The organism is Priestia sp. P5_B4, assembly GCF_056400385.1.
On record NZ_JBFULJ010000293.1, the window covers coordinates 1 to 4,334 of the forward strand.

At 37.1% G+C, this 4,334-nt stretch carries 4 protein-coding genes; 2 read left to right on the top strand and 2 right to left on the bottom strand.

All coding sequences use genetic code 11. The features are described 5' to 3' along the window. Nucleotides 1-1,087: DUF2254 domain-containing protein (locus AC1DRF_RS17795; RefSeq protein ID WP_477741292.1), on the bottom strand; the 1,087-nt coding region annotated here is incomplete at its 3' end. A 173-nt stretch (nt 1,088-1,260) separates the two neighbouring features. On the opposite strand from AC1DRF_RS17795, the gene AC1DRF_RS17800 reads away from it, so the two are divergent. Continuing rightward, nucleotides 1,261-1,707 carry a DUF4385 domain-containing protein gene (locus tag AC1DRF_RS17800; protein WP_013083648.1) on the top strand — a complete coding sequence of 149 codons (447 nt, stop codon included), beginning with the start codon at nt 1,261-1,263 and terminating at the stop codon, nt 1,705-1,707. Here the strand turns inward: AC1DRF_RS17800 and AC1DRF_RS17805 are convergent, their stop codons facing one another. After that, complete coding sequence (locus AC1DRF_RS17805) at nt 1,708-3,021, bottom strand: hemolysin family protein (protein WP_477741293.1); 1,314 nt, start codon at nt 3,019-3,021, stop codon at nt 1,708-1,710. 269 nt (nt 3,022-3,290) lie between these two features. Here AC1DRF_RS17805 and AC1DRF_RS17810 point away from each other — a divergent pair. Continuing rightward, nucleotides 3,291-4,334: cation:proton antiporter (locus AC1DRF_RS17810; protein WP_477741294.1), on the top strand; the 1,044-nt coding region annotated here is incomplete at its 3' end.

Below are 4,334 nucleotides of genomic sequence, written 5' to 3' on the forward strand. Positions count from 1 at the left end.
GGCGAATTTGATAGAACGCTTTGTACAAATAATCCATAAAAGAAGGTTTTTCTAGCATGACGCGAATGCATCCTTTTTCATCGTAATAATAAGGAGAAGAAGAATAGCTTTTTCCAAGTTTGATAAACACTTGCGTGAGCTGTTCAATGCAGTTAATGGCTGTTTCAGGATCATTAATAGCGGGTGAAATAGCTCTTAATGCAATTTCACTCAGCTTTTGAATCCCTAACTTCACATCTTGAATCGATTCTTGATCATTTGTAATAAACAAACAATGAAGAAATTTTTCGTGTTCTAATGATTGATCGTGATGGATCACCCTTAGCAGAGGTGTGTCTTCTTCGACGTACTCACCGGGTGCTTTTTCAAGTTTCACAATAACATTACATTTAGATGCTAGTGTAGTTAAATGCTTGAGTTCAATATAGTGAATATATCCTTGTTTGTTACTTTTAATTTGCAGCGTGTTTTCACTATCAAAATTAAGCTGTTCTTCATTTTTTGATTGAAGTGATTTTTGCTGTTCTAGCTGCCGTTCTTCAATGGTTAGCATCGTTTTTTTGGCAATGTTTGAAATTAAGTTGCCGACTTTAATCCAGTTAATAACATGATGAATTAAAAATACAAACATACCTAGACAAATGAAAGCTACCAAAATGGCTAGTGAAGGAACAATGAAAGTGTTGCTGACTTGATTGCTTCGAACTTGAATAAGCAGTACAAGCACGTACACATACCCACCGATAAAAGTGCCAAGCACGCGCTGAGTTTTGGCATCTGTATTAAAATTTTGAATCGTTCTAGGAGAAAACTGGCCTACAAACGTAGTCAGTACCACTAAAACAGAAGAAAAAGTAATCGTCGTCATCGTTAATAAGGAATTTGATACTGAACTCAAAATAGTATGAGCAAGCTCTTTATCCGTTAGAAATACAGAAGGAACTAATTTTAACCACTGTTTATGAGCTGTTAAAAATCGGTCTATAAACGTACTAATAGTGGCTAAAACAAAAGCAACGATTCCGTATATAGAAGGAGTGATCCAAAAATTAGCTTTGATTCGATTTTGCTGTAGCTTTATTGACATAACGAAATCTCCCGTATCATGATTTAATAAGTTCGGCCTTCTTTTAGCATGGAGAAAAAAGTTAGTTATACTTATCCACCTATTATTACCCGCATCTGCATGTGAAAAACTTCTTTAAGAAAAGTTTTATCATTCATTTGTAAGGGGTAGAAATCAAAAAGGAGGGGAGAGCCGTGGCATTTGATTATTCACTTGACTTTGAGCATATCGATTTTAGAAAACATCCTGAAAAGTATAGAGTAGGAAAAGGAGAACAAGGAGTTCTCCTTGTGGAGCCGTATAAAAGTGAAATTCTTCCTCATTGGCGTTTTCGAACACCTGAAATTGCTGAGGAATCCGCGGACGCCATTTATCAGCTTTTTTTAACCTACAAAGAAAAAAGCGATTTTGTTGGAATGGACATGGCCCGGAAATTTCTCCAAATGGGATATACGCGATCCAGGCGCTACGCGAACTACAAAGGCGGAAAAAAATACAGCAAAGACGGAGAGCGTAATGAACGGCAAATTGATGAACAAAAAGCAAAATCGGCGGCTATTTTTATGAAAAAATGGAAGGAGGTACGAGAGAATAAAGAGTACTTGACATTTAAAAAAGAGCATCAAAAAAAGTACGGATAATCAGCTGTTATCCGTACTTTTTTCCTTTGTTATTTCGATTCGTTTAATATGGTGATGTTCAATATCAATGACTTTAAATGAAAAACTTTCGTTTGTGATGCTGTCACCTTTAGCAAGATCAAACTTTTCGGTCAGCATCCAGCCGCCAATGGTATCAACGTCTTCTTGCTCAATATTTGTTCCGAGTAAGTCATTTACTTCTTCAATCAACACCTTCGCATCGAGTACGTAGTGATTTTCATTAATTTTGTGTACGTCCGGTATTTCATCATCATCAAATTCATCACGAATTTCACCAACAATTTCTTCTAAAATGTCTTCTACCGTTACAAGCCCTGTTGTTCCTCCGTACTCGTCTATTAAGATGGCCATGTGAATTCTGTCTTTTTGAATTTTAAGCAATAAGTCGTAAATAGCGATGGAATCAATGACTTGAATGATGGGTTTCATATACGTTTGCACGGTACGTGGTTTAATATCATCTTCTTTTATGTAATCCGCTAATATTTCTTTAATATTAACTAATCCCACCACTTGATCTTTGTTTCCATCTACAACTACTGGATAGCGAGTATATTGCTCTACTCTAGCCATTTTTAAGAATTCTTCTATCGTTTCATCTGCTGATACGCTAACAATTTCTGTACGAGGCACCATGATTTCTTTAGCCGTACGATTATCAAATTCAAAAATATTATTCATGAACTTAAATTCCGATTGATTAATTTCACCGCTCTCATAGCTTTCAGATAAAATAATTCTAAGTTCTTCTTCACTATGAGCTACTTCATTTTCAGAAGCTGGCTTCAGGCCGAATAATCCGACAACGCCTCTTGCGGAGTGGTTTAAAAGCCAAATAAACGGATAAAGTAACTTAGAAAAAAGAATAAGAGGACGGGAAAATAACAGCGTCACTTGTTCGGCTTTTTGAATCGCCACTGTTTTGGGCGCAAGTTCCCCAGCTAMCACATTTAAAAATGTGACAACCGAAAAAGCAAGAACAAAAGATATGACATGCGAAAGTGATGCAGCAAAAGGAAGCATGTCAATAAGCGGCTCTAATAAATGACCTACCGTAGGTTCACCTATCCAGCCTAGACCCAGTGCGGTAACCGTAATGCCTAGCTGTGTGGCTGAAAGATAACCATCTAAATTTGATACTACTTTTTTTGCTGCTAAAGCGTTCCGGTTTCCTTCTTCAATTAACTGGTCGATTCTAGTCGACCGTACCCTAATGACGGCAAATTCCGTTGCAACAAAAAAGGCTGTTAATATGATTAATACGATGAATAAAATGACATTTACTGTTTCCAAATTTATCTCCTTACCCCGTTGAAACGGATAAGGGAACACCTCCCTTATAAAAGTTTGATGAGCTGATTTATATGGTAAATAAAGAATATCATGTATACTGTTCCCTTAATGTCCGCAGAAATAAACTTACCGAAAAGAAAGAGCACTTTTTAATAACCCACAACATTTTTTGGCACAAAAAGCGTAAACTAAACACTATAAAATGAATGAAAAGAGATAACGTGATACCTTTAAAAGGATGTAAATAGAAGTAGGAGTCGATTGTTTTTATGGAATTTTTTCTGACGATATTAGTCTTATTGGCTTTGATTGGTCTATCTAATATCATTAATCATTTTGTACCATTTATTCCTGTTCCATTAGTTCAAATAGCTTTGGGAGCAGGGCTTGCTATCTTGCCATTTGGCGGAGATGTACATTTAGAGCCTGAGTTATTTTTTATTTTATTTATTGCCCCGCTATTATTTAATGATGGAAAAAACGTGTCAAGAGCTGCTCTTTGGAAGCTTCGTACACCTATTTTATTACTAGCGCTGGGACTGGTTTTTGTAACGGTGGCAGTAGGGGGATATCTAATCAATTGGCTCATTCCTTCCATTCCGTTACCGGCGGCATTTGCACTAGCTGCTATTTTGTCCCCGACAGATGTAGTGGCTGTTGGAGCTATGGCGAGCCGAGTAAAGCTCCCTAAGCGAATTATGCATTTGCTGGAAGGCGAAGGGCTGATGAATGATGCCTCTGGTCTGGTAGCGTTTCAAGTAGCAGTAGCTGCTACCGTAACGGGCGTCTTTTCGATAGTAGATGCTACATTTCAGTTCCTTTGGGTAGCGCTGGGCGGTTTGTTTGTAGGAGCATTTATCGCTTTTTTGATTATCAGATTGCGTGTACTTGTTCGACGTTTAGGAATGGAAGATATTACGATTCATATGTTAATACAAATTCTAACTCCATTTGTTGTCTTCTACATTGCTGAACATTTTCATTTATCAGGAATCTTGGCAGTTGTAGCAGGCGGCATTGTACATGCGATTGAGCGTGACCGAGAGGAATCACCTAATCAGCAGCTTAAAGTAGTATCAAAAAGTACTTGGACGGTTATTTTATATTTGTTAAATGGCTTGGTGTTTGTACTGCTTGGTCTGCAAATACCTAAAGTGGCGAAAGCAATTATTMAAGATCCAAACTTTAATAATGGACAAGTGCTTCTTTATATTTTGATTATTACTGTCTTTTTGCTTGTACTACGATTTATTTGGGTGATGGTGTCATGGTCAGTAGGCTGGTATTACAAAAATAACAAGCATCTAAAACCT